The following is a 24,519-nucleotide window of genomic DNA, read 5'->3' on the forward strand; positions in this document are numbered from 1 at the left end:
TATGGAGCCCGACGCCCTAGCCAAGGCGCAGCTCGCGGAGCTGGCCGAACGCTACCGGCGGCTCGTGGAGCTCAGCGCCGACGCCACCTGCGTGCACGAACTCGGCGTGATCACCTACGCCAACCCCGCGGCGCTCGATCTCTTCGGCGCACAGTCGACTGCCGAGGTCGTGGGCCGGCCGGTCACCGACTTCGTGGTGGCCGAACGCGATCGCGGCGAGAACCCCGGGGGCGAACCGGTCGAAACGGTCGTGAAACGGGTGGACGGCAGCACGTTCGCCGTCGAGACGGTGTCGCTGCGCACCGGTGACGAGGCCGCGTCGGCGATCCAGGTCGTGATTCGCGACGTCGCCGGGCGCCGGGCCGCCGCAGCGCAGGCCGCTCTGGTGTCGCAGGTGAGCGACGCGATCGTCGCGGTGACCGCGGACGGCATCGTCACGAGCTGGAACCCCGCGGCCGAGACCGTGTACGGGTGGACTGCGGCGGAGGCCCTCGGCCGTCCGGCGCGCGAGGTGCTCGGCGCCGATCCCGATCCCGCGGCGATCCAGCTCGCGGGAGGCGTGGTGCAGCAGACGCACCACCATCGCGAAGGGGCTCCGCTCTCGATCCGCGTTTCCGCAGCTGAGATGAATGACGGCCACGTGCTCGTATGCGCTGACGAGACGGCCCGCCGCCGAGCGGAGCAGCACTACCGCACGGTGGTCGCCGCGCTCGACGAAGGCGTGCTGGTCGTGGGTCCGAAAGGCCTGATCGAGTCGGTCAACCCCGCGGCGAGCCGCATCCTCGGTGTGCCGGCCGACAAGCTGATCGGCGTGCCGTGCTCGTCACTCGTGCTCTTCGACGAGTCCGGGCACCGGCTGCCCGAGGACGAGCTGCCGTCGATCTCCACGCGCCGCACCGGGATCACGCAGAATGGCCTAGTCCTGCGCTTGCGCCGCGCCGACGGCCGTGATGTGTGGGTGGCGCTGACGTCGCGACTGCTCAACCCGGACGACCCCGCCGGCGTCTCCGTGGTCACGTCGTTCACCGACATCACCGAGCGCCGCGCGATCAGCGCCCGCCTGGCGCACGACGCGACCCACGACCCGTTGACACGCTTGGCGAACCGCACGCTCGTGCTCGACCGGCTCGATCGCCGCGACCGCGTCAGCCCGACCACGGTGTTGTTCCTCGACCTCGACAAGTTCAAGATCATCAACGATTCCCTCGGCCACTCCGTCGGCGACCAGGTGCTGCGAATCGTCGGCGAACGCCTGCGCCGCGCCACCGCCGCGGTCGACGTGGTGGGTCGCTTCGGCGGTGACGAGTTCGTGGTCGTCACGGCCGGGGCCACGGCCGATGCCGAGGTGCGCTCGCTCGCGGCGCACCTGCGTTCAGTGCTGGCGGAGCCCATTTCCGTGCACGGTCGCGAGCTCCACGTGGACGCGAGCATCGGCATCGTCCTCGTCGCGGCGGGCGACCAGCGCAGCGCCGAAGACCTGCTGCGCGACGCGGATGTCGCGATGTACCATGCGAAAGCCCTCGGCCGCGGCCGGTACGAGTTCTTCGACGTCGCGCTGCGCGAACGCATGCAACGACGGCTGCGCATGGAGCAGGACCTGCGCGACGCCGTCCACAGTGGACAGCTGTGGCCCGCGTACCAGCCCGTGGTCGACCTCCACACCGGCGAAATGGTGGGCGTGGAGGCGTTGCTGCGCTGGACCCATCCCGGCCACGGCGCGATCTCGCCCGCGGAGTTCATCCCGCTGGCCGAAGAAAGCGAGCTGATCAACGAGATCGGCAAGTTCGTGCTGCGCGACACCACGCGTGAAGTGGCTGCCTTGCGTTCGTCCCACGGTCTGGACCTGTCGCTGAAGGTGAACCTTTCCGTGCGTCAGCTGGAAGACCCGCAGCTGGTGCCGGCCGTGCGCGACGCCCTGGCGACGACGGGTCTTCCGCCGTCCGCGCTGTGCCTTGAGGTGACGGAGAGCGCGCTGATGCGCGACGAGGTCGCCGCCGCGGAAGTGCTGGCAGCACTGCGTTCCCTCGGCGTACTCCTCGCGATCGACGACTTCGGCACCGGCTATTCTTCGCTGGCCCAGTTGCGCCGCCTGACGCTCGACACGCTGAAGATCGACCGCTCGTTCATCACCGGCATCGCCGACTCCCGCGACGCCGCGGCGATCGTCGCGAGCATCATCGCGATGGCGCACGCGGTCGGCTTGACCGTGGTGGCCGAGGGCGTGGAGACGGCCGAGGAGCTGGCGCTGCTGCGTCAGCTCGGCTGCGACCAGGCCCAGGGCTACCACCTGGGCCGGCCGGTCCCTGCCGCGGAGCTGTTCGCTCAGTAGATCTTTTGTCGGTATTCCACTCCCCGGTCATGCCGACCGGGGTGCTACCTCCACCGCGGCGCAGGTCAAGCCTCGTGCACGACCGGCCGCACCTCCACCGCGGTGTGCTTCGCCTCCGGAACCTGCGCGGCGAGCTCGATCGCTCGCTCCTTCGTGGGGACGTCGACGACGTAGTAGCCGCAGAAGAACGTCTCGCTGCCGTGGATGAGGCCGGTCTCGTGGATTGCCTTGCCGTCGCGCACCTTGACGATCACGCTCTCGGCGGGTGCGGCCAGCGCCTTGGTCTCGACGAACTCGGCGGCGTTGTTCTTCATGAAGGCGCCGTGGCCGTCGTACACGTCCTGCTTGGCGCTGTCGGGGAGGGCGTCCCAGAGGGCGGGGGTCATGTTGATGGTGAGGAGGTACTTCATGGTGGCTCCTTGGGTCTCGGCGTTTGCCCTGTTCGCCGAGTGGTCGGAGCCGGCGCGGCAGTCCGGACACGGCTGCCCGAAGTTTTTCGCGGGTTCAGCCGAAGTGGGCCTTCAGCCGATTCACCACGGCCCCGAGCAGGCCCGCGGTCACCCCGACCGTGTTCGGGCCGAGCGAGACGTTCGAGACGTCGGAGATGCTGAGGTGGATGGCCAGGTTGTCGAACACGGCCTTGGCTTGGCCGTCTTGGATGGTCGCGTGATCCCACGGCCCGGCAACCTTGTCGGCCCAGGGCGCGCCGAACCGGTGGCCGGCCTCGGCGAGGGCGTCTTCGCCGTTGAACCGCTGGATGTCGAGGTGGAGGGTGCGGGTGTTCGAGCGCTCGACCTCGTAGCCGTCCTGGCGGGCGTAGATGACGTCACACGCGGTGGATTCGTAATCGACGTCGGTCACTGCCATGCTCTCATCGGGCCACGAGCCCTCGTGGTGCAGACCAACCGTCACGGGCGCGACGACGTCACCTTCGAGCACCACGCACGGATCGATCGTCTCCTCGAACCGGTGCCGCCCGCCTCCGCAAGCGGCGCACAAGAGCACCAGGCCCACGACGAGCAGCCTCGACCACCGCGCCATCCCCCCACCCCCCACGAGCGGCCGCCATCCCGGCAGCTCCCCGACACGATCGTAGCCACGACCCGCCTTCAGGCCCGGCTGATCACCACGTACCGCTCATCCTCGATGCCGGCACCCCACAACGCCGGGTCGTCGAGTTTCGTGACGTGCGCCTCTCGCCGGTGGGCCAGCACCAGTGCCCGGCACTGCGTCGCCGTCAGCCCGGCCCCGGTGGACCAATGCCCCTCGATGAGCACCAGCCGCCCGCCGGGCCGCAGCAGCCGCGTCCAGCGCTCCACCGCGGCCGCGGGATCGGGCATGGCCCACAGCACATGCCGAACGAGGACCACGTCGTACGCGTGTGGTTCGCACGGCGGGTCAGCCGCGTCGCCGTGGCGGAAGTCGACCTGGGCCTCTGCCGCCGCGGCCTTGCGCTCAGCGAGCGCGAGCATCCGGCGGGACAGATCCACCCCGCACACCTCGAAGCCCGCCTCGGCCAACAGAACGGCGAGACTTCCCGTGCCACAACCGAGATCGACCACGGACGCCGGCGCCTTCGGCAGCAACGACAGCAGCAGCTCCCGCCACGCCGCCCGTACAACGGGGTCGCGCAACCCGTGATCGGGCTGCTCGTCGAACGCGTCGGCGTGCACGTCCCAAACGTCTTCTGTCATCCTGCGAAGTCTTCACGCACAGCGGATAAAGCCCGTGCACAGGTCACTGCGAGTGATCACAAGTGGATCTCCGAGAGCGGGATTTCCGGGAAAGTCCGGCAGGATTCGGTGCATGCGTTTGTCTCGAAGATTCATCGCCGCCGCCTTCGTAGCGGCGGCTGCGGCGGGCTGTTCGAACGGTGGGAGCGGAGTGGTGGCAGCGCCGTCCTCCAGCAGTCCGGCGCCCAGCAAGAGCACCAGCCCTCCCCCGGCGCCGTTCGTGCCCGCGGCGTCGCCGGCCAAGGTGACTGCGGCGTGTCCGTTTCTGGATCCGGCGGAGATCGCGAAGGCGTTCAGCGACCCGAACACTTACGACAGCAGCGAACAAATCCCGTCAGTTCAGGGCGGGCTGACCGTCTACACCTGCAAGTACCACCGCGCCGACGACCCCGGTTCCCCTCTGGGAACCCTCGAAGTCGCCGAGACGCCGACAATGGTCGCGGAGAAGACACTGCTGCAAGCCGCCGAACAGGAATGCGCCGACAAGGCGCAGCCGATCGGTGAAGCCGCGATCTACTGCCTCAGCAAGGGCAACGGCACCGACATCGCGGTCGTCGAGCCGAGCCACGGCGTGACCCGTATCGCCCACCTCTCCTTGGCCGCTCCCCGCAACGACGGGTTCCGCGCCGGCTACACCACGCTGGCGAAAACCCTCGCCGACCGGTTGTGATCACTTCAGCGCCCGGGCCCAGCTGACACAGAGGCGCGTACTTCGCCCCGCATCCCTGCGGGGCGAAGTACCGCGGGGCTCGCTCATCGCGCACGAGCAAACCCAAGGTTGCCAGGTGAACGCAGACGACCACGATCTCGAACGTGAGTGGGCGCTGTTCACGCACTTCATCGACCCGCACGGGTACGCCGCCATCAGAATCCCGGGAGCTTTGCTCGACGACTGGGTGCGGCAGGCGACCGACGCGAGCGAAAGCCTGTACCGAAGAGACGGCGATTTCTGGCGCTCACCCGAGTGATCGAGCTCTGAAGACCCAGATAGGTCGCAGTCTGCCGCCAAGGCCACGATCAACCCCGGAAACGAGAAAACCGCCCCGACCTAAGTCGAGGCGGTTCTGGGCTGTGGCCAGGGCCGGGGTCGAACCGGCGACCTTCCGCTTTTCAGGCGGACGCTCGTACCAACTGAGCTACCTGGCCGGGAACGCCGGCTAGGTAGCCGAACGATCTTGCGACCCTGACGGGACTCGAACCCGCGACCTTCGCCGTGACAGGGCGACGCGCTAACCAACTGCGCCACAGGGCCTTACTGGTACTGCGTTTACTGCGTACTCCCAACGGGATTCGAACCCGCGTTGCCGCCTTGAAAGGGCGGAGTCCTAGGCCACTGAACGATGGGAGCCCAGCCGGTTTCGGCGAACCGACCAGCTGCGCTCTCAGGTTCCCCCGGGAGCGATTACAAGCATAGGGCACGCCCCCACCGCTTTACACCGGGGGGTGACTAACTCTCCGGCAAGCTCATGACCTGCAACAACAGTGATCCTACGCGTCGGCGAGGCGGCCGAGCCGAACGTCGGCCCCGCCGGGGGTCGATCAAGCCCTCGGCGGCCGCGAAGCAGGCGAAGCGATCAACCCCGGGCCCTCGGGTGCCGAAGAGCCGGCGTCTCGAGAACCGTCAACAAGTCACACGACAGCCCACGCCGAGCCACCGAGTCACTCCGAGCAACCCCGACCCCAACCGACGACGGACCTCAGCGCTGAACCGGCGCCTGTCCACCCTCGTCGAGATCGAGGCCGAGCATCTCCAACAGCTGGGAGCAGTCCTCGACCCCCAGTGCGCCGTTGGCGACGGCAAGGCGGGCTCGCCGCACTTGATCGTCGGAGACGCGTTGGCCGTCGGTGGCCCCGCGTTGCGTCGGCACGCCGCCGCCGGTCAGCGACGTGCTTCCGCCATCGGCACCTTCGTACCGAAGGAGGAACTGTCGAACTTCCACAGACCCGCTCATGGCCCCTCCGCCCGGTTCTGAACAACTGGCCGCGAGGCTAGCCAGAGCGAAGCGCCACAGGCAGCCCCCCGGAGAGTGAACCTGGGAACACTCTCCGCACAACCCTGCGCAATCGCCGAACACATTCACAAGATCGTGAATGTGAACCGGAGTGTGGATTTCTCACAGGTTCCACTCGCCCAAGCCCGGAACTCGTGCAACAATCGATGGTGCTGACACACCCCCGGTCAGCGCCTGTGGAGATCCCCTCCGACCCCCGCGTTCCTCCCCCTGGCGCGGGGGTCTCTCCATTTCCGCACTTTTGTGTGACGACCTGCTGAAACTCGCCTTGCGCGAGGCGTGAACAGCACATCCACAGACGGTCATTGAACAGCGTTTACCACTGGGCTGATCAGGTGATCGAATAGGCTCAATGAGCGACTGAATTGCTTGTGTCGTGTCTCACAGTCGATTGTTTGCCGAGACCCAACCGTTATCGTGTCCGGGTGCCTCTTCCCTCACTCGGCCGCCTCGGCAGCCGTACGAACCTCAAGGCCGTCTCGTCCGGACGGCACCGCAACGCCGCCAAGTCGGCGGGCGAAGAAGTCGTCGAGGACAAGGAGCTCACCAGCTACCTCGCGGCTCTCGCTCCGGACTCCGACCCCGAAAGCACCGGGACCGGCAAGCGCTTCGGCGAAGCGCAGGTCTACCAGCTGCGCATGAACCTCATCGCGAGCCAGCAGCTCAAGGACATCGCCAACGAGCGCGACATTTCCCCTCAGGCGCTGGCGATGGAGTGGATCCTGGAACGCCTCTCCTGGGAGGGCCAGGCCGCGTCGGCGCAGGAACGCCGGCACTCCGACGCCATGACCGACGAGTTCAGCTTCCCCCAGGGCTCCTTCGACGAACCGCTTCTCCCCCGCTGATCGAAGCGCAACGAACGCAGGCGAGAAAGCCCCCGGTGCACCAGTGCCGGGGGCTTTTCCATGATCGGAAGTCACGCTGCGTCAGTGAAACCACGCTGTGTCAACAAAACGGTGTCACACAACAACTTGTCACGAAAAAAGGAACTCCCGGCGAGTGACTCACCGGGAGTTCCTTACTCAGGCCTGAGCAAACGCGTTGGGCTTGTCTCAGATCGGGCGGACCTTCTGGGCCTGCGGGCCCTTCTGGCCCTGGCCAACCTCGAACTCCACTCGCTGGTTCTCCTCGAGGGTGCGGAAGCCGCGCCCGTCGATCTCCGAGTAGTGCACGAACACGTCACCCTCACCGCCGTCCTGAGCGATGAAGCCGAAGCCCTTCTCCGCGTTGAACCACTTCACAGTGCCTTGCGCCACCGCTGTACTCCTCGTAACAGATCCGCTTCGAATGCCACCGAAGCGGCACCCCAGGCCGTCCCGGGCGGTTCCAACGAGTCGAGCGAAGAGCTGTCGGGCCCCACGGCTCGCGTCAGAAGTTCCGCGAGTGTGAAGCCACGAACACGCAAAACGACGGCCTGCTCAGCAGCCTACCGAGATCTGGCCAAATCTGAAGCCCGTGATCTCGCAGATCGGTTCACAGACTCGCACGTCACCGGAACGTCGTATTGCCGCCTACGGAGCGCGGTCGGTCCATCCGGTTAGGCTGACCGCGCACGGCCGCGCCGGACATCACCGTGCACGTCTTGAAGTCGCCTGGGCCCCGTACGTGAGCTTCGCGAGGGTTGGTGTGACATTGGTCACTACCCCATCGATCAACGTTCGGGCTCTTCGGGACGTCTGGGTGGTTGGGGTTGTCCAGGGGAGATTGGGGATCGGTGTGACTATCCGACACTTCGCGCGCCGTAGAGCGGGCATCGCGGTTCTGGGGGTCGTCGCCGCGCTCACGCTCGGTGCGTGCAGTAGCGATCCGACCACCGTGAGCGCCAGCGGCAACACGGGCGGGGGCCCGACGAAGGCCGCGCCGGTCGCCAAGCCGGCCACCCTCACGCTCGCACCCGCGGCGAACGCCAAGGACGTGGCGCCGGGTGACCCGGTGAAGGTGACCGTCACGGACGGCACGCTCGACTCCGTCACGCTGACGAACCCGGACGGCAAGCAGGTGCAGGGCCAGCCGTCGGCGGACAAGAAGAGCTGGGCCACCACCGAGGACCTCGGCTACAGCAAGACGTACACGTGGTCCGGCCAGGCGACCGGCAGTGACGGCAAGCCGGTGCAGATCAGCGGCGCCTTCACCACCGTGAAGCCGCGCCGGCAGATGGCCGGCAGCCTGAACGTCGGCGACGGCCAGACGTACGGCATCGCGATGCCGATCGCGCTGACGTTCCCGAGCGCCGTGAAGGACAAGGCGGCCGTGGAGAAGGCGCTGTCGGTGGAGACCACGCCGAAAACCGAGGGCTCGTGGGCCTGGCTCAACGGCGACACCTCCGTGCACTGGCGGCCGAAGGAGTACTTCGCGCCGGGCACCGAGGTGAAGGTCAACGCGAACATCTACGGCGTGTCCATGGGCAGCGGCACGTACGGGCGCCAGGACCTCTCCGCGAGCTTCAAGATCGGGCGCTCGCAGATCGTCAAGGGCAACACCACGCAGCACCGCATGCAGGTCATCCGCGACGGCAAGCAGGTGATGGACTTCCCGGTCAGCTACGGCCTCGACTCCGACCCGGGCCGCGTCACCCACAGCGGCGTGCACGTGGTGATGTCGAAGCACGCCACCTACTCGATGAGCAACCCGCGCTACGGCTACACCGACGTGAACGTCCCGTGGGCCGTCCGCATCTCCAACAACGGCGAGTTCATCCACGGCCTCGCGGGCTCCATCTGGGCGCAGGGCAAGAAGAACATCTCCCACGGCTGCCTCAACCTGTCCCCGGCGAACGCGAAGATCTACTACGACAGCGTGCTGCCGGGCGACCCGGTGGAGATCACGGGCAGCACCCAGACGCTCACGTCGAAGGACGGCGACTACAGCGACTGGACTTATGACTGGGCTTCGTGGAGCAAGTTGTCCGCGGTGTGAGTTCGAGTCGTGCGGTGAACGGCCGGGGGTTGGTGCCTCCGGCCGTTTGTCGTTGATGGGGGTTGTCTGGTGGGGCGCAAGCGTTTGCGGTCTGGCCGGGGTGGGCGGGTCAGGCCCGGTTCGCAGGTCGGCGCCGGGCACTCGGCTGCGAGTCACAGCGAAGCGGGGGTGGACCTCTGGCAGAGCCTTGTAACCCAGCGAGGCGCCCGGTCCTGCTGCCGGCCCCGGGGCGGGTCGCATTTGGTTCGACCACGATGGCCAGCGAGGCAGCGGGTGTCGGCGGCCAAGTCGCATTGGTTGTGCTCCGGCCGAGCCTCACGGCAGAGGCACGGCGCCAATCCACGAAGCCGCGACCCCCTCCGAGACCCGCAGCCAGGCCGCGCGTGGTTCGACCACGGTGGCCAGCGGGGTAGTAGGTGTCGGAGGACAGCTCACATGGGTTGTGCTCCGGCCGAGCCTCACGGCGCAGGCACGGCGCCAATCCACGAAGCCGCGCCTCTGCGAAACTCGCGGCCACGCCGCGTGGGTTCGACCACCGCGCCCGGCGGGACAGCGCGCAGCGGCCGCCAGCTGGCACGGTTTGCGCTCCGGGTCGAGCCGCATGGCGGAGGCGCGGCGGCGATCCGCGAAGCCGCGACCCCCTCCGAGACTCGCAGCCAGGCCGTGCGTGGTTCGACCACGGTGGCCAGCGGGATAGTGGGTGTCGGCGGCCAGCTCGCAACGGATTGTGCTCCGGTCGAGCCTCACGGCAGAGGCACGGCGCCAATCCACGAAGCCGCCCCCTCGGAGGCTCGCGGCCAGGCTGCGTTTGGTTCGACCATGGGGCCCGGCGAAACAGCGCAGCGGCGGCCAACTCACATGGGTTCCGCTCCGGGCCGAGTCTCATGGCGCAGGCACGGCGCCGATCCGCGAAGCCGCGCCCCTTCGAGACTCGCGGTCAGGCCGCGCCGGCTGGGCTCCGGGGCGGGCCGCGGTCGACCCCGGCGACCGGCGGAACATGTGTCGGCGGGCAGCGTGGGCGTCAGGCTTGGTGGGGCGTCGGTGAGGGCAGGGCGTTGGCGGGGTGGACGTGGGATGGGCCCGAACGCCGGCGTGGGATGCGGGAAAAACTTGGCGAACTCGATGCAACCCGGTGCGACACCGGCGGCATGACTAGGGGCAGAAGAGGCGCCGCCGACCGGGGTGCTCGTGAGTCTGAGGAGCTGTTTTGCGTATTCGTTTCGCGTTGAGTGTCGGTGCGTTGCTGCTGGTCGGGGGTGCCGTGACGGGTGGGGCGGTGGCGTTCGCGCAGCCGGCGCCGCCGAGCGCCGCGACGCAGCCGACGGTGCCGGCCCAGGAGCCGCCGTCGGCTACGACGCGGCCGACCTTGCCGGCGCAGCGTCCGACCGAGGTGGCGCCTCCGACCGCAGTGCCGACGCGGATGCCGGCGCAGGCTCCGGGTGTGCGGGCGCCGAGCGGCGTGCGCGTGCCGACGGCGATCCCCGCGGGGCCGACCGGCGACCTGAACCTGCCGGACATCTGGGGCTGATCGCGCAGGTGATCTCCCGCTCCCGTCCGGTGTCCGGGCCGAGCTCGCCGTGGGACGGCGAGTTCGCCCAGTACTTCGGCGAGCGCGCGCACAGCCTGCGCGCCACGGCATACCTGCTGTGCGGCGACTGGCATCGCGCCGAGGACCTCACGCAGGCCGCGCTGCTGAAGCTGTACCTCGCGTGGCCGCGCCTGTCGCGGCACGACAGCCTGGACGCGTACGCGCGCAAGATCGTGCTGCGCACGTTCCTCGCCGAGAACCGCCGCAGCCGCTGGAAGCGGGAGCGCCTGACCGACGCTCCACCCGACGTCCCAACCACGGACGCCGAAACCGAACACGACATGCTGGTGCGCCAGGCCCTCGCGGTTCTGGCGCCCCGTCAACGCGCCGTGCTGGTGCTGCGGTACTTCGAGGACCTGTCCGTCGACGAGACGGCCGCCGCCCTGGGCTGCAGCACCGGCACGGTGAAGAGCCAGGCCGCCCGCGGCTTGGCCACTTTGCGCAACCGGCTGGGGCCGCACTTCGTGGCTGTGGCTGTTCCTGGAGGGAGGTGACTGTTCCGGTGAACCGTGATTTTGGTGGTGTTGACGGCTTTGGGCGAAGGCCGGGGTCGGGAGGCTCTGACGGCTTTGGCGTGGGCCCGGGCTCGGGCGACTTCGGCTCGGGCTCGGGCGACTTCGGCTCGGGCTCGGGCGACTTCGGCTCGGGCTCGGGCGGGTCTGGCGGCTACGGCGGTGACTCGAAAGGCTCGGGCGGCTGTGGCTCGGGCGGCTCTGGCTCTGGCGGCTCTGGCTCTGACGGCTCTGGCTCTGACGGCTCTGGCTCGGGCGGCTCTGGCTCTGGCTCTGGCTCTGGCCGCGACTTCGACTCGAGCTTGGATCGCGACTTCGGCTCGGGCTCTGACCGCGACTTCGCCCTCGGCTCGGATCCCAACACCAGCTCCGACGCCGACCCGACCTCCAGCACCGACATCCGCGCCCTGTTCTCCACCCTCCCGGACGGCCCGCCTCTCACCCTCTCGGCCGCCGACATCATCAACGACGGCGCCCGCATCCGACGCCGCCGCAAACGCTTGGCCGTGGCCGGCACCTCCGTGGCCACCGCGGCGGTCCTCGTGGTGGCCGGCCTGGCCGTGAGCTTCGCCGCCGGCCACCACGGCCCGCCGACGCCCGTCCAGCCCGCCGGCCCCGGCTTGTCGACCATCGCGCCGACCCCTTCGCCGTCGAGCTCCCTGCCGACCACCGCACCCACCGCCGACACGACCGCTCCGCCCGGAAACCCGACGCCGACCCGCTCGGCGGTCCAGGCACCGGGCCAGCCGCCGGAGTCCCTTCCGTCTTTCCCCCGCACGCCGGTCCGTCTGCCCCCGTCGGCCACCACGATCCCCACGCACGCCAGCGCCCCACCGATCGCCACAACGCGCTGAGACACCGCCACCCCGCGCGAGTGGACCGCTGGACCTGGCCGATCCGCGCGACTGGCCCTTGGAACCGCGCCCGTCGCACGAGGGGACCCATCGAGCCACCACCGCTGCACGAGTCGACCACTCGCGCACAGCTCCCAGCGCCACGCACCCGCCGCGCGACCCGGCGCGAACGGACCAGCAGAGCCACAGCCACCGCGCGACCGGCCACTTCGTGCCGCGCCCGTCGCACGGAAGGACCCATCGAGCCCACCGCCGCCGCACGAGTAGGCCAGTTGTGCACCGCCGGCCGCACGAGGGGACCCATCGAGCCACCAACCGTTGCACGAGTGGACCAGTCGTGCACGACTCCCAGCGCCAACGGACCCGCCACACGGCACGGCACGAACGAACCTGTCGAGCCGACAACCACCACGCGACTGGACCTTTGGAACCGCGCCCGCCGCGCGAAGGGACCCATCGAGCCACCGCCGCTGCGCGAGTGGACCACTCGTGCACGACTCCCAGCGCCAACGGACCCGCCGCGCGGCACGGCACGAGCGGACCCGTCGAGCCGACAACCACCACACGATGGGCGCTTTCGAACCGCGCCGTCAGACGAACGGACCCATCGAGCCACTGCCGCTGCACGAGTGGACCACTCGCGCAGCGACTCCCCGCCCCAACGGACCCGCCATGTGGCACGGCACGAGCGGACCCGTCGAGCCGACAATCACCACGCGACTGGCCCGCTGGAACCGCGCCCGTCGCACGAAGGGACCCATCGAGCCACCGCCGCCACACGAGTGGATCAGTCGTGCAGGGCTCGCAGCGCCAACGGACGTGTCACGCGGCCCGGCGCGAACGTACCGGTCGAGCCACGACCACCACACGACTGGACCATTCGAACCGCGTTCGCGCGGCGACTGGACTGGTCGAACCACGTGAGCGCCGCGAGGGGACCGGTCGCGCCGTGCGGTGCGAGCGGACCGGTCTCGCCGAGCGGTGCGGTGCCGTGAGATGCGAGGGGACCCGTCGCGCCAGCAGGCGAGGCGGCGGGAGGCAAAAGCCGAGCCACCAGCGCCCCAAACTCTCACTCAGTGAGGCACCAATCCCCTGTTCAGACCACAGTTACCGCGCCACAACCAGGGTGGCCGACGTCACCCCAGCCAAGTGGGTTTTCGGCGAAATATCCGGGCGCCTTGTGGCGATGTTTCCTGTGGTGGTCGACGAAGGCCGCCGACATCCGTGCTCAGCCGGTCGAACAAGAGCGAGCCGGCCCGAGAACTCGAGGAGGAAGCAAAAATGGTGTTCGCCGCACTCATGATCGAAACCGTAGTAGCTGTTGTGGTCGCCGGTGGGTTGGCGACTTGGGCGCGCAAGCGTTTCGCTGCTCCTCGCCCGGTCGAGGTCGCCGAGGTTCGCTGAGCGGAGCAGCCCACGGGCTGTCCACAGTAGACACAGTAGACATAAAGCGGCCCGTCCCCCTGTACAAGGGGACGGGCCGCGAACCAATAGACCCGAACTCAGCGAGCAGCACCCGCCAGCTTGCCACCCGTGTCCGCGGTGTCGATCTGCTCGATCGGCACCTGCGAAGTCTCCGGGATCTTGAAGATCGGCACCAGCGCGATCACGGCGGCGATCATCAGGTAGTACGCCGGCCAGTCCTTGTTGCCCGTGCTCTGGATCAGGGCCGTCACGACGACACCACATGTACCACCGAACAGCGACGTCGAGATGTTGTAGCCGATCGCGAACGAGCCGTAGCGCACGCGGGTCGGGAACATCGCCGGGAAGGTCGAGCCGATCACGGCCAGCATCAGCACCAGCAGGAACGCGACGATGCCGAACCCGACGATCAGCCACAGGATGCTGCCCGACTGCATCAGCTTGATGCTCGGCCAGCTCAGCACCAGGAACCCGATCGCGGCGGTGATCAGCAACGGTTTTCGCCCGATGCGGTCGGACAAAGCGCCCAGCGGCAGGATGATCGCGGCCTGCACGATCTCCACGCCGATGATGATCAACGTGGACGTGTTGTCGTTGATCTTCAACGTATCCGTGAAGTACGTCGGCATGGTCGTGAGCAGCATGTAGTCCGCGATGTTCAGCAGCAGCACGATGCCGATGAGGTTGAGGATCATCCGCCAGTTGCGGGTGAAGGTCTCCTTCAGCGGCGCCTTCTTCGGCTTGTTGCCCGAAGCCTCGAGCCGTTTGAACTCCGGCGTGTCCTCGAGCCTCGAGCGCAGGTACAGACCGATGAGGCCCAGCGGCAGCGCGACGAAGAACGGGATCCGCCACGCCCACGCCTCGACCTGGTCGGCCGGCAAGGAAAGCGTGACCGCGAGCACGACGACGTTGCCCAGCACGTAGCCGCTCAGGGTCCCCAGTTCCAGGAACGATCCGAAGAAACCACGGCGTTTCGTCGGCGCGTACTCGGCGATGAACGTCGCCGCGCCGCCGTACTCACCGCCCGTGGAGAAGCCCTGGATCAAGCGCAGCAACAAGATCGCGATCGGTGCCGCGATGCCCATGCTGTACGGGCCCGCGTACGTCGGCAGCACGCCGACCAGGAAAGTACAGCCCGACATCAGCAGAATGGTGATCGCGAGGACCTTCTGCCGCCCCAGTTTGTCGCCCAACGGGCCGAAGAACGCCCCGCCGAACGGCCGCACGATGAACCCGACGGCCACCAGCGCGAGCGACTTCAGCACCGCGTTGCCCTCGCCGGGGAAGAAGACCGTGCCGATGCTCGTGGCGATGGCGCCCGAGGTGAAGACGCCGTAGTCGTACCACTCGGTGGCGTTACCCATCGCCGACGCGAGGACCGCCCGTTTGACGGTTCTCGGGTCCACGTCCGGTGTTTTCGCCGTTGCCTCGCTCATCCCCGCGACGACCTCCTCGTACGCGACCCAGTAGCTCCGATGCAGCTCATTTCCCGAGTGTTGCCCCGCTGGGATTAATCGGCAGTGTGAGTCGCGAAAGTTCTACCGTACGGAATTTTCCGACTACTGTGCGCTTAGGAAAACGCGCGCCGCAGGTCAGGCCGCGTACCGCGAACGGCTACTCGCGGGTTAACGTCAGCGCATGAGTCGTGTTTCTGGACCGTGGCCGCCGGTGTCCGTGGAGCCACCCGCCGTGCACCCGAAGGCCCCCGCTCCCGGCACCGAGCTCGGCGTGCATTTCGACGAGTGTTTCGGCTGCGGCGACGAGGTGGACGCGGGCCTGCGCCTGCGTTCGGCCGTCGGCGAGGGGCACACGATGCTCTCGAAGTTTACCGTCACGCCCGCTCACCAGGGCGCGCCCGGCCTCGCGCACGGCGGGCTGCTGGCGTGCGCGTTCGACGAGGCGCTGGGCAGCGCGGTCGGCAACCTGCTGCGGCGCCCGGCCGTGACCGGCAAGCTCGAGACGGACTTCCGCCGGCCCGTGCCCGTCGGCTCGACGCTGCATATCGAGACCCGTTTGGACGGCACGGCTGGGCGCAAGATCTACGTTTCCGCTGATGGTCACCTCGACGCGCCCGACGGGCCGGTCGCCGTGACCGCGCGCGCCCTGTTCGTGGCGGTCGGGTTCGAGCACTTCACCACGCACGGTGACCCGGCAGCGTTGCAGAAGCTGGCCGACGCGCGCGAGAAGCAGCGGCGCGCGCAGGACGGTCATGAGTGGGAGATCAATCCCTGACCTCGGGTTTCGCGTACAGGATCTCGCGGGCCTGCTCCGCGGCGCGGGCGATGCTCTCGCCGACGAAATCGACACTGCAGGGTTGGTGCTGGGGATGGCGGGGGCTGGAGTGGAGCCGGACGGTTGGGTCGGCTCTGCTCCTTTGCCCTTTGCCCTTGGGCCCGGCCTGGACAGGCCCCCGCCCTCCCGAGGGGGGCGTCCCCGAGTCCATTCTATCGGCCCCCACCGACAAAAAGCCTGGTGAGAGCCGGTTTAGGGGTAGTTGTCCACAACCCGGACGAGTGAATGAAGTCAGCGTAGGGCGAGCGAATGCCGAGGTCGGGTGGGTCTGCGATGGGGGGCTGAAACCGACCTGGCCGGCGGGCTGTCGCAGGCCGAGTAGCCGACAGACGCCTACGCGGCGGGAACCGAACCTGCGTAGCGCAGCCCAGCGCGAACTCAACTCACGCCCAGGTGGCCGGGACCCCAAGCGCGCAGCTCAACGCGAACGCGACTCACGCCCAAGTGGCCTGAACCCCAAGCGCGCAGCCCAGCCCAAACTCAGCGCACACCCAAGCGGCCTGAACCCCAAGCGCGCAGCCCAGCGCAGGATCACGTGTTTTGGACCCGAAGCGCGCAGCGCAGCTCAGCACAACTCAGCGCAGGCCCACACGGCCTGGACCCGAACCCGCAAGCACGCAGCCGAAACCCACACCGCGATCCCGAGAACGACCTACGTGAACGTCCGCGGACGGATCGAGTTGGCTCGGTCCACCAGCGCTACCCGGTCCTCCGTAGTCCCCGCCAAGCGAGCCAAAGTGCGGTAACACCGCTCCAAACCGAACCGCACATCGCGCTCCTCCAGGGCGTACCCGAGGACTTTCGAGGTCTCGGCCGGGGAAGGCGCGGAGGGCGTGCGAAGCCAGTCGTACGCGGCTTCGAGGACTTCGGCGGACAGGCGGGTTCGGCGTTCGGCGTCGAGGTTGAGGCGTTCGAGGCGCAGGGAGGCGTCGAGGAGGTCCTGTTCGGAGATGCGGGACTGCTCCGTGGCGGCGCTGGATTGGGTTTTGATCTTGATGGCGGCGACCTGGGCGTCGATGTAGTGCGTGGAGGTGGCGGGGACCATCTCCAAGACCTCGACGGCGCCGGCTCGGGCGCCCTGGGCCAGGTAGACGCGGGCGAGGCCGAAGGCGGCGCTCACGTAGGTGCGGTCGGTGCGCCAGACCAGTTCGTAGTAGCGCGCGGCGCCGAAGTAGTCGCCGACGCCCTCAGCGCTGACAGCCAAAGCGAGTTTGGGCGCGATTTCGCCGGGGAGGTCGTCGTACACGGCTTCGAAGGCGACGTGGGCGACGCGCGGGCGGGCGCCGGCCAGCTCGATCAGGCCGCGGTACCAGTCGATGCGCCAGTCGTGCGGGAAACCGTTGCGAATGGCCAGGTACTGGGCCGCCTGGAGCTGGCGCTGGGCTTCGACGAACTCGCCCAGCTCGATGCGCGCGCGGACGATGCGCAGGCGCACCTCGATGGACTCGCGCGGCGCGCCGGCGAGGGCTTCGATGGCTTCGCGCGGGTCGAGCGCGGTGGTGGTCGCCAGGACGCCGGCCGCGGGGTCGTCCGTGTCGACCTGCGGGATCGGCAGGCCGGCGACGACCTCGGCGGGCTCGGGCAGCGGCACGGTCGTGCCGGCTTCGGGGACGACGAGGTGCACGCCGAACGTCCGGCTCTCCGGCCCGAAGACCGTCGACGCGGCGGGCCGCGGTTTGCCCGTACCGAGCGCCATGATCTCGCGCAGCACGCCCGTGAGCTGGTCGGCCATGTCCTCGGCGGCGAGGAAGCGGCGGTCCGGGTCGACGTGCGTCGCGCGCTTGAGGAAGCGGTAATACGAACCGAAAAGCGCGAACAGCGGCACGGCGTCAGGGCCGGGCAGCGTCGACTTGAACTTCGTGGTGTAGCCCTGGAACTCGAAGCTCAGCACGGCGAGCGTGCGGCCGACGGTGTAGAGGTCGCTCGAAATCGACGCACCCTGCGTCGCCAGCTCGGGCGCGCTGTAGCCGGTGGTGAAGAACAGCGGGCTCTCGTAGTCGTCGAGCCGCCGGACGGCACCCAGGTCGATCAGCTTGAGCTGCTCGTGGGTCTGGATGACGTTGTCGGGCTTGAGGTCGCAGTAGAGCAGGCCCTGACTGTGGAGGTAGCCGAGGGCCGGGAGGATCTCGAGGCCGTACGCGATGACCTGCCCGATCGGCAACGGCTCGGGCCGCTTGCTCTCCCGGTGGTGCTGCAGGGCGAGCTGGCGCAGCGACTGGCCGCCGACGTACTCCATCACGATGTAGCCGACGGACGTGCCGGTCTGCGCGTCCGGGTGCTGCACGAAGTTGTGGATCTTGACGATGTTCGGGTGCTCGACCTCGGCGAGGAACCGCATCTCGTTGGCGGCGGCGGCCATGGCGGTCGCGTCGCCCGTGTCGATCAGGCCCTTGAGGACGACCCACCGGTCGGAGACGTTGTGGTCCTGCGCGAGGTAGATCCAGCCGAGGCCGCCGTACGCGAGGGCGCCGAGCACCTCGTACTGGCCACCGACGAGCTCGTGGGGCTGCAGCTTCGGCAGAAACGAGAAGGACGTGCCGCAGTTGTCGCACTTGCCTTCGGGGGTGGCAGGTTTGCCGTCCTTGGCGCGGCCGACTTTCGAGCCGCAGTTGCCGCAGAAGCGCTTTTCCTCGGAGACGACGGGGTTCGCGAGCACGGCCGTCGCGGGGTCGCGGTACGGCACGGGCGGGACGTCGATGAGGCCGGCGCCGAGGCGGCCGCGACGGGAGCGTCGGCTGGAGGTGCGGGAGCCGGTGCGCCGGGAGGTGCCGGGGAACGAGCCGGTGCCGCTGCCCTGGGAGCCGCTGCCGGTGCCGGTTCCTTCGCTGCGGGTGCCCGTGCCGTGGCCTTCGCTGCGGCTCGCGGCGACGACGCTGTCCGTGCCCGGGTCCGGCAGGGATTCCTGCGGCTGGAGGCGCGGCGACGGCGGCATGATGCTCTGCGTACCGGGGCTCGGGTTCGCGAGGACGCTGGTGGGCATCGGCGCGGCGGGGTCGACGGGGGCGACCGGCTGCTGGGACTGCGGGAGGATGACCGGAGCCAGGTCGCCCGGGGGGCGGGTGGGGTCTTCTGGCTTGGCTTCGGCGTTTTCCGCGCGGGCCGGGTCTTGTAGCTGCGCGGGGTCTCGTTGCTGTGCCGGGTCTTGTTGCTGTGCCGGGTCGTCGGTTGCGGTCGGTTCGGCTACGCGGTTGGCCTGCTCGGAGGGCTGGCGGCCGGTGAAGGTGGTCTGGTTCGGGTCGGTGGCTTCGCTGCCGCGGTTTCCGGGCTGGGTCTCGGAAGACTGCTGGGCGGAGCCGGCCTGGTTCGGGGTGTCGGACTCGGGGGCGCGAGTTCCGGGCTGGACTTGCTTCCAGGGAATCGCGGTGGAGTCGGGGGTGCGGCTGGGCTGCGCGGAAGTGCCTGGGTTCGGGCCAAGCTCGGCCGGGCGGCCGGGCTGCGCGGAGGTGCCCGGGGTTTGGACGCCGGTCGCGCTCGGGTCAGCGGCGCGGTTCGGCTGCGCGGAAGTGCCCTGGTTCGGGGTGCCGGTCGCACCTGGGTCGGCCGGGCGGCCGGGCTGGGGCGAGGTGCCGGGGTTCGAGCCGGGCTCGGCGACGCGGTTGGGCTGCTCGGGGGCCGGGCGGCCGGGGGCGTACTGGGAGCCGGGGTAGGGCTGGCCCTGGGTGCCGGGCCGGGCGGGGTGGCGTTGCTGGCCCGTGTGGGACGGGGGCGGGTAGCCCGGAGTCTGCGGGTACGCGCGGGATGGGGACTGCGGGTGAGGCGGGTAGGGCTGGCCTTGTGACGGGGGCTGCTGGCCGTAGGGAGGCTGGGGGTAGCCGTGTTGGCCCTGCTGGCCTGGACCCTGCTGGCCGGGAGCGCCCTGCGGCTGGCCCTGCATCTGCTGGCCTGAACCAGGTTGACCCTGGCCGCCCTGAGGCGGCTGGCCCGGACCAGCTTGGTACGGCTGGCCCGGGTACTGCGGCTGCTGCGCACCTTGCGCCGGAGTCTGCTGACGGTAGACCGGGGTGTTGATCACGGTCGGCGACTCGGGGTCCGGCCGAGCGGCCGGGTCGAGGCGCCCGGGCACCGACGGCTCCGGCGTGTCCCAGCGGACCGGCGGCGGCGGAGTCCACGAGGGCGTCTCGGCGCCCGCGTTCTCGTCCGGCGCGGCGTGCCGAGGACGGCGCGGCTCCTCCGACACAACTACCTCCCGAGATCCCCGCGGAAAAAGTCCCTCATTGATCCTAGTCGGGCACCACGACGCGGGGGTCCAGACGCCTCAGGTCCGCCCGAAGGGACCTGCCGCGCGCCGGCGCTTGGCCGACGGAACCGGCTGCGGAGCTGGGAACCGGCGCGACTGGACGATTCGCGCACGGATTCGGGACCGCCGGTCCACTCGCGCGCGCCGCCGCGAACGGTCGAGTCGCGCGGCCGCCGCGGTGCGAGAGGTCCAGTCGCACGGCCGAACCGGTGCAAGCGGTCCCCTCGCACACCGGCATTGGTGTGAGAGGGCCAGTCGCGAGGCTAGAGCGGCCGAGCGGTCCCCTCGCACTGCCGAACCGATGCGAGAGGTCCAGTCGCGCAGCGGCGGTGGTCCGAACGGTCCCCTCGCCAGGCTAGAGCGGCGCGAGCAGTCCCCTCGCACGACCGAACCGATGCAAGCGGTCCCCTCACGCACCGACACCGATGCGAGAGGGCCAGTCGCACGGCCGAACCGGTGCAAGCGGTCCCCTCGCGCACCGGCTGATGCGAGAGGGCCAGTCGTGCGGCCGCCGCGGTGCGAGAGGGCCAGTCGCGCAGCGGCGGCGGTCCGAACGGTCCCCTCGCGAGGCTAGAGCGGCACGAGCAGTCCCATCGCGAGGTGAGAGCGGCACGAGAGGTCCAGTCGCGCGGGCACGAGAGCGGCGCGAGAGGTCCAGTCGTGCGGGGTGCGCGGCGCCAAGGGGCCGTTCGGGCGAGGGGCCGTGGCGGAGGGGTGCGCGAAGCGCATCGGGCTACTTGTACGTCGGCGAAGGGGGCGTGGCCGGGCCGAGGCGGGCGCCGACCCATTTCTGGTAGCTGGAGGACCACGTGCCGTCGGTGCGGGTGGTTTCGAGGACCGAGTTGACGTAGCGGACGAGGTCCGGTTGGTCCTTGGGGATGCCGATGCCGTAGTTCTCGGTGGTCATGGGCGCGCCGGCGACCTTGACGGTGGGGTCTTGGGCGGCCATGCCCGCGAGGATGGTGTCGTCGGTGGAGACGGCGTCGACCTGGTGTTGCTGGAGCATGATGAGGCAGTCGGACCAGTTGTCGACCGAAACGGCTGTGGGGTGGGCCGGGTCGGTGGCGATTTTGGCCAACGAAGTCGACTGTTTGGTGGCGCAGACGCGTTTGCCCTTCAAATCAGACAGGGATTCGGCGTTGGAGGCTTTGGGGACCAGGATCTTCTGGCCGGCGACGTAGTACACCGACGAGAAGGCCACGTCCTTCAGGCGCGCACACGTGATCGAGTAGGTGCGGACGACGATGTCGACCTGGTGGTCCTTCAGCACCTGCTCACGTTGCGACGACGCGATCGCCCGGAACTGCACGTGGCCCTCGGCCGAGCCGAAGATCGCGGCGGCGATCTGGTTGACCATGTCGATGTCGAAGCCCTCGAGGTTGCCCGACTTCGGATTCCGGAAGCCGAACAGGTACGTGGTCTGGTCGACGCCCGCGATGAGCTTGCCGCGGGCCTTGATCTTCGCGACCGAAGGCGAGCTGACCGAAGCGCCGGCGGGAGAAAGGCTGGCCGTCGGGTCGCAGCTGGAGTCGGACGAGCCACCGGCGGAGGCGTCGGGGCCGCCGACGTCCGCGGGCATCGGCCAGGCCGCGTCACTCACCGGGGCCGGGTCGATCGGCTGGGGTGCCGAGCCGCACGCGGTGGCCAATACCGCGACCACCGCCAGTGCGGCCGCCCGGAACAAGTGACGCGACCGAATCACCGGGACTCCCTCAATCTCCGCCGTCCGCAGGTCACGATGCCCGCAGTCGCCGATCTCCATCTCACGCCGTCAGCCCACGCCGAACCCCGCCGAGCGCACGACACGGCAGCCGCCGGCCGTGCGGAGGACGTCGGGGAGGGAGCCGGGGTCACCGGTACTCCCTCAGGCGTTCGCGGACGCCGACCGTCACGCCGCCGGCGGCGAGCACCGCGAGGAAGCCCACGCCGGGGGCCAACGCCGTCAACGCGTTGTCGCCGGCCTGGGTGTCGTCCAGGAATTCCTGGCGGCAGACTTCGATGGCGTCCTGGAGGTTGGCGTCGAGGCGGGCGAAGGCGGCCGCGGCGCTGCCCTGGCTGACGGAAGTCGCGAAGTCGACGGCCTGCTGGTACTGGCCGGAGTCGTCGAGTTTGCGGACTTCCAGGTGGGCCAGGGACCACTCGCGGGCGGCTTCTTCGGCAGCCTCGATCTTCTGCTGGCCGGGGGTGCCGGCGGCGAGGTCACGGGCCTGGCCCAGCAGGCCGCCCGCGCCGTCGGCGCCGACCAGCTTCTCGGCGAGCTTGATGAACTGCTGTTCGTACGTGCCGCCGTCGCCGCGGGCGACCAGGGTCAACGTCTCGTCGGCGCGGGCCTGCAGGGCGGCGATGCGCGCGCGGGCGAGCACGTCGACCTGCGAGCTGCCGTCGGTCTTGCCCGCGCCGACCAGGCTGCCCTGCACGATGAGCGCCACGGCGCCCCACAGCATCGACAGCACGATGCACGCCGTCGCCACCAGCAGGCCGATGTTGACCACGCGGTTGGTCTTGCGCGTGAGGTACACCTGCGTGACGACCAGCGCAGCCACCAGCGCGAGCAACAGCGCGACGGCCGCCCACGGAAAACCGGTGCTGTCGTCCTGCTCGGCGGAGAGCTTGTCGGTGTCCGCGCGGTACAGCGCTTCCGCCGCGGGCAGGATCGTCGTCCGCATCAGCTGCGAAGCCTCGCGAAGGTACGAAGCACCCGAAGGGAAGCCCTGACGGTTGTTCGCGCGCGCCGTCTCGACGATCCCGGTGTACACGGGGATCTTCTGGTTCAGGATGTCCACCTGGTGAGCGGCGTCACCCACATCGGCGGTGTCCGACGCGGCCTTCGCCAGCGCCGAACCCGCCTCCGCGATGTCCTGCTCGTACTTCTTGCGAAGCTCCGGCGGCTCGGTGCCCACCGATAGGAACGTGGTCGCCGCCGTCGCGTCCGCGTCGGACAGCGAGCGGAACACCTGCTGCGCCGCCGATGCCAGCGGTTCGCGGTAGCTGATCAGTCCACCGATGGTGTCGTCTTTGTCCTGTGCCGACAGCGTGCCCACAAGCCCCGCCACCAGCGACAGCAACACCAAGCCCACGGCGATCACCGAAAGACGGCCCGGCGTCGTCGCCGCCGATCTCACGATCGCGCGCACCGCCTGGCCCGGCAGCTCCAGCAAGCCCGCGATGCCGCTGCGGCCTTCCGGTTCCTCAGGCGGGGGCGCGGAAGCACCCGTACCGCCAGCGCCCGCAGACGTCTCCGGCCGCGTCACCGTGCTGGTCATCCCCGATCCTCCCCGTACGCCACCCGCAGAAGGTAGCCGGTCGCGGAGAGCCGGGCGAACCTCACCCGGAAGGTGTCACCAGCACGTGATCTCGATCAGCGCCCGGCAGGGGCGGCTGCAGAGGCGAGGAACGCGGTCCAGGCTTCAGCCGAAACGGTGAGGTGACCCGCGCCACGGTCCTTCGTGTCTCGCACCCCGATCTCGACCGACGGGGTGGCAATCACCTCAACGCAGTTCGCCTGGGTGGAGCTGTGGGAGCTCTTGTTCCACGCGCCGACCTCCACACAGTTGGACTCGGAGGTGCTGTACGAGCTCTTGTGCCAGGCACCAACCTCGACACAGTTGGCCTCGGTGGAGCTGTAGGAACTCTTCCGCCAAGCGGCCTGGACGGGATCGGTGGCGATCATGGTTCGGGCTCCTCGGTCGCGTTGAGATTGCCGATCAATCTGGCAATCAGACTAGCGGAGTCCGCCGGTGACAAGGCGCAGCGAAGTAGGCCACGCCAGGCATGCTGAACGCGAGCCATGGAGGCTTCGTCCTCCAGAAAGCTGCTGGCTCCGCGAGTTTCCGCGTAGGCGAGAGTGGGCTGCGCGGCGAAGTCGAGCAGGACCAAGGGCCCTTCCAGCCCGGGGTGGCCGCCGACCGAGAACGGCACGACTTGGATGGTGACATTCGAGCGATTCGCCATCAGCTGCAAGTGTTGCAGCTGCCCGCGCATCACTTCTGGACCACCAACCAATCGCCGCAACACACCCTCTTCGATCAGCAGGTGCACGACAGGACCGTTCAACCGGCCGAGCACAAGCTGGCGGCTCACCCGCGCAGCGATCAGCTTCTCGACATCGAGCTCCTCCAACCGCCGATCGATGCTCTGCATCAAGGCGCGCGTGTACTCGGGAGTCTGCGCGAGGCCTGGAATCAAGAGTGGCTCGTAGTTTTTGATTCCAGCTGCTTCGTCCTCGAAGCGGATCAGCTGCTTCCAATTGGGTGGCAACTTGCCGTGGATCTCGTGCCAGTTCCGCTCTTCCCCTTCGCGCAGCAGGGTCAGCAGCTCCTGGCGTTTCTCCGTTGGAGCGTGCAGGAACCCGAGGATCGCGGAGACGTCGTCGACGTAGAGGCCGCGGTCGCCGGTCTCCATGCGGCTGATCTTGCTCTCCGAGAAGCCGAGGCCCTCGGAAACCTCTCGGCACGTGAGGTTCGCCTTGATCCGCAAGGCCCGCAGCTCGGCGGAGACCCGGCGCTGCCGCACCGAAGTTCGCTTGGTCATGGTGCACACCATCGCCGCTTGCCACGCGGGCAAGAAAGATCACTCACACCAATGGTGGTTGCGCGTACGCGGGGCAACCCGCGCGTGCCGT

20 protein-coding genes and 3 tRNA genes are annotated in these 24,519 nt (G+C 69.1%); 9 read left to right on the forward strand and 14 right to left on the reverse strand.

Annotation, left to right across the window (positions count from 1 at the left end; genetic code table 11):
• The first annotated feature begins 1 nt into the window (after position 1).
• The gene (locus AB0M56_RS06560; RefSeq protein ID WP_364171721.1) at positions 2–2,329 is read left to right on the forward strand and encodes an EAL domain-containing protein; all 2,328 of its coding nucleotides are present in this window, start codon (positions 2–4) and stop codon (positions 2,327–2,329) included.
• A gap of 65 nt (positions 2,330–2,394) precedes the next feature.
• Here the strand turns inward: AB0M56_RS06560 and AB0M56_RS06565 are convergent, their stop codons facing one another.
• From AB0M56_RS06565 to AB0M56_RS06575, 3 genes are all read right to left on the reverse strand, one after another.
• Positions 2,395–2,739 carry a YciI family protein gene (locus tag AB0M56_RS06565; RefSeq protein ID WP_354873133.1) on the reverse strand — a complete coding sequence of 115 codons (345 nt, stop codon included), beginning with the start codon at positions 2,737–2,739 and terminating at the stop codon, positions 2,395–2,397.
• 94 nt (positions 2,740–2,833) lie between these two features.
• Positions 2,834–3,370 carry a hypothetical protein gene (locus AB0M56_RS06570; protein WP_364171723.1) on the reverse strand — a complete coding sequence of 179 codons (537 nt, stop codon included), beginning with the start codon at positions 3,368–3,370 and terminating at the stop codon, positions 2,834–2,836.
• A gap of 68 nt (positions 3,371–3,438) precedes the next feature.
• Positions 3,439–4,023 (reverse strand): class I SAM-dependent methyltransferase, encoded by a 585-nt coding sequence (locus AB0M56_RS06575; RefSeq protein ID WP_364171725.1) that lies wholly within the window; start codon positions 4,021–4,023, stop codon positions 3,439–3,441.
• Between the two features lie 193 nt (positions 4,024–4,216).
• On the opposite strand from AB0M56_RS06575, the gene AB0M56_RS06580 reads away from it, so the two are divergent.
• Both AB0M56_RS06580 and AB0M56_RS06585 read left to right on the forward strand, forming a co-directional pair.
• Positions 4,217–4,732 carry a hypothetical protein gene (locus tag AB0M56_RS06580; protein WP_354873128.1) on the forward strand — a complete coding sequence of 172 codons (516 nt, stop codon included), beginning with the start codon at positions 4,217–4,219 and terminating at the stop codon, positions 4,730–4,732.
• A gap of 115 nt (positions 4,733–4,847) precedes the next feature.
• On the forward strand, positions 4,848–5,030 hold the full coding sequence (locus tag AB0M56_RS06585) for a hypothetical protein (protein WP_364171727.1): 183 nt from the start codon (positions 4,848–4,850) through the stop codon (positions 5,028–5,030).
• Between the two features lie 104 nt (positions 5,031–5,134).
• Here AB0M56_RS06585 and AB0M56_RS06590 read toward each other — a convergent pair.
• The 4 genes from AB0M56_RS06590 to AB0M56_RS06605 form a co-directional block, all read right to left on the reverse strand.
• Positions 5,135–5,208, reverse strand: a tRNA-Phe gene (locus AB0M56_RS06590).
• Positions 5,209–5,240: 32 nt separating this feature from the next.
• Positions 5,241–5,314, reverse strand: a tRNA-Asp gene (locus tag AB0M56_RS06595).
• Positions 5,315–5,337: 23 nt separating this feature from the next.
• A tRNA-Glu gene (locus AB0M56_RS06600) sits at positions 5,338–5,410 on the reverse strand.
• Positions 5,411–5,759: 349 nt separating this feature from the next.
• Positions 5,760–6,014 (reverse strand): hypothetical protein, encoded by a 255-nt coding sequence (locus AB0M56_RS06605; protein ID WP_354873124.1) that lies wholly within the window; start codon positions 6,012–6,014, stop codon positions 5,760–5,762.
• Positions 6,015–6,499: 485 nt separating this feature from the next.
• Here AB0M56_RS06605 and AB0M56_RS06610 point away from each other — a divergent pair, with 485 nt between their 5' ends.
• Positions 6,500–6,919 (forward strand): hypothetical protein, encoded by a 420-nt coding sequence (locus tag AB0M56_RS06610; protein ID WP_364171729.1) that lies wholly within the window; start codon positions 6,500–6,502, stop codon positions 6,917–6,919.
• 207 nt (positions 6,920–7,126) lie between these two features.
• Here AB0M56_RS06610 and AB0M56_RS06615 read toward each other — a convergent pair whose 3' ends face one another.
• The gene (locus AB0M56_RS06615; protein WP_020669570.1) at positions 7,127–7,330 is read right to left on the reverse strand and encodes a cold-shock protein; all 204 of its coding nucleotides are present in this window, start codon (positions 7,328–7,330) and stop codon (positions 7,127–7,129) included.
• A 460-nt stretch (positions 7,331–7,790) separates the two neighbouring features.
• Here AB0M56_RS06615 and AB0M56_RS06620 point away from each other — a divergent pair, with 460 nt between their 5' ends.
• The 4 genes from AB0M56_RS06620 to AB0M56_RS06635 all read left to right on the forward strand — a co-directional run bounded on the left by AB0M56_RS06620 (position 7,791) and on the right by AB0M56_RS06635 (position 11,944).
• Positions 7,791–8,990: an Ig-like domain-containing protein gene (locus AB0M56_RS06620; protein WP_364171731.1), complete on the forward strand. Its 1,200-nt coding sequence runs from the start codon at positions 7,791–7,793 to the stop codon at positions 8,988–8,990.
• A 1,207-nt stretch (positions 8,991–10,197) separates the two neighbouring features.
• Positions 10,198–10,518: a hypothetical protein gene (locus AB0M56_RS06625; RefSeq protein ID WP_364171733.1), complete on the forward strand. Its 321-nt coding sequence runs from the start codon at positions 10,198–10,200 to the stop codon at positions 10,516–10,518.
• A gap of 8 nt (positions 10,519–10,526) precedes the next feature.
• Positions 10,527–11,072, forward strand: coding sequence for a SigE family RNA polymerase sigma factor (locus tag AB0M56_RS06630; protein WP_364171735.1), 546 nt, complete (start codon positions 10,527–10,529; stop codon positions 11,070–11,072).
• 320 nt (positions 11,073–11,392) lie between these two features.
• Entirely contained in the window at positions 11,393–11,944 is a 552-nt protein-coding gene (locus tag AB0M56_RS06635; protein WP_364171737.1) for a hypothetical protein, read from the forward strand.
• A gap of 1,502 nt (positions 11,945–13,446) precedes the next feature.
• On the opposite strand, the gene AB0M56_RS06640 is transcribed toward AB0M56_RS06635, so the two are convergent.
• Positions 13,447–14,805 (reverse strand): MFS transporter, encoded by a 1,359-nt coding sequence (locus tag AB0M56_RS06640; protein ID WP_364171739.1) that lies wholly within the window; start codon positions 14,803–14,805, stop codon positions 13,447–13,449.
• Positions 14,806–15,007: 202 nt separating this feature from the next.
• On the opposite strand from AB0M56_RS06640, the gene AB0M56_RS06645 reads away from it, so the two are divergent.
• Entirely contained in the window at positions 15,008–15,601 is a 594-nt protein-coding gene (locus AB0M56_RS06645; RefSeq protein WP_364171741.1) for a hotdog fold domain-containing protein, read from the forward strand.
• Between the two features lie 712 nt (positions 15,602–16,313).
• Here the strand turns inward: AB0M56_RS06645 and AB0M56_RS06650 are convergent.
• The 5 genes from AB0M56_RS06650 to AB0M56_RS06670 form a co-directional block, all read right to left on the reverse strand.
• Positions 16,314–18,641, reverse strand: a complete 2,328-nt coding sequence (locus tag AB0M56_RS06650) for a tetratricopeptide repeat protein (RefSeq protein WP_364172004.1) — start codon at positions 18,639–18,641, stop codon at positions 16,314–16,316.
• Positions 18,642–20,631: 1,990 nt separating this feature from the next.
• Positions 20,632–21,600: a glutamate ABC transporter substrate-binding protein gene (locus AB0M56_RS06655; RefSeq protein WP_364171743.1), complete on the reverse strand. Its 969-nt coding sequence runs from the start codon at positions 21,598–21,600 to the stop codon at positions 20,632–20,634.
• A gap of 148 nt (positions 21,601–21,748) precedes the next feature.
• A complete protein-coding gene (locus AB0M56_RS06660) occupies positions 21,749–23,161 on the reverse strand; it encodes a hypothetical protein (protein WP_364171744.1) in 1,413 nt (470 codons plus the stop codon).
• Between the two features lie 95 nt (positions 23,162–23,256).
• Complete coding sequence (locus tag AB0M56_RS06665; RefSeq protein ID WP_364171746.1) at positions 23,257–23,568, reverse strand: DUF397 domain-containing protein; 312 nt, start codon at positions 23,566–23,568, stop codon at positions 23,257–23,259.
• The gene (locus AB0M56_RS06670; RefSeq protein WP_364171748.1) at positions 23,565–24,428 is read right to left on the reverse strand and encodes a helix-turn-helix transcriptional regulator; all 864 of its coding nucleotides are present in this window, start codon (positions 24,426–24,428) and stop codon (positions 23,565–23,567) included. Before AB0M56_RS06670 ends, AB0M56_RS06665 begins: the two co-directional genes overlap by 4 nt.
• Between the last annotated feature and the right edge of the window lie 91 nt (positions 24,429–24,519).

The sequence above is a fragment of the Amycolatopsis sp. NPDC051372 genome, from assembly GCF_040682095.1.
GTDB lineage: Bacteria > Actinomycetota > Actinomycetes > Mycobacteriales > Pseudonocardiaceae > Amycolatopsis.